Annotated in this window: 1 pseudogene; it reads left to right on the plus strand. The window is 64.0% G+C overall.

Features of this window, described 5'->3' with window-relative positions:
* Window positions 1-206 (plus strand): annotated as a pseudogene (locus AC0L18_RS32480) (hypothetical protein); the annotation flags it as partial.
* Window positions 207-267: the final 61 nt, after the last annotated feature.

Consider the following 267-nt stretch of genomic DNA (forward strand, 5'->3'; position numbering starts at 1 on the left):
GGCTGCGCGGCGGACACGCCAACGTCACCGCTGAATGCCACGCCATTTTTGCAGAACTTGACGCACACAACTTGAGGACGATCGATCCGCTGGTCTGCGGCAGCTTCCCGCTCGGCACGCATTTCCTGTGGCACATCCTCAACGGGCTGATGCTCGGCGTGCTGCTGGCGGCGGCGGCGCGGTTTGGGAAGGCAGTAGGGCAGTAGGGCAGTAGGGCAGTAGGGCAGTAGGGCAGTAGGGCAGTAGGGCAGTAGGGCAGTAGGGCAG

This window comes from Mesorhizobium sp. WSM4819 (genome assembly GCF_055811215.1).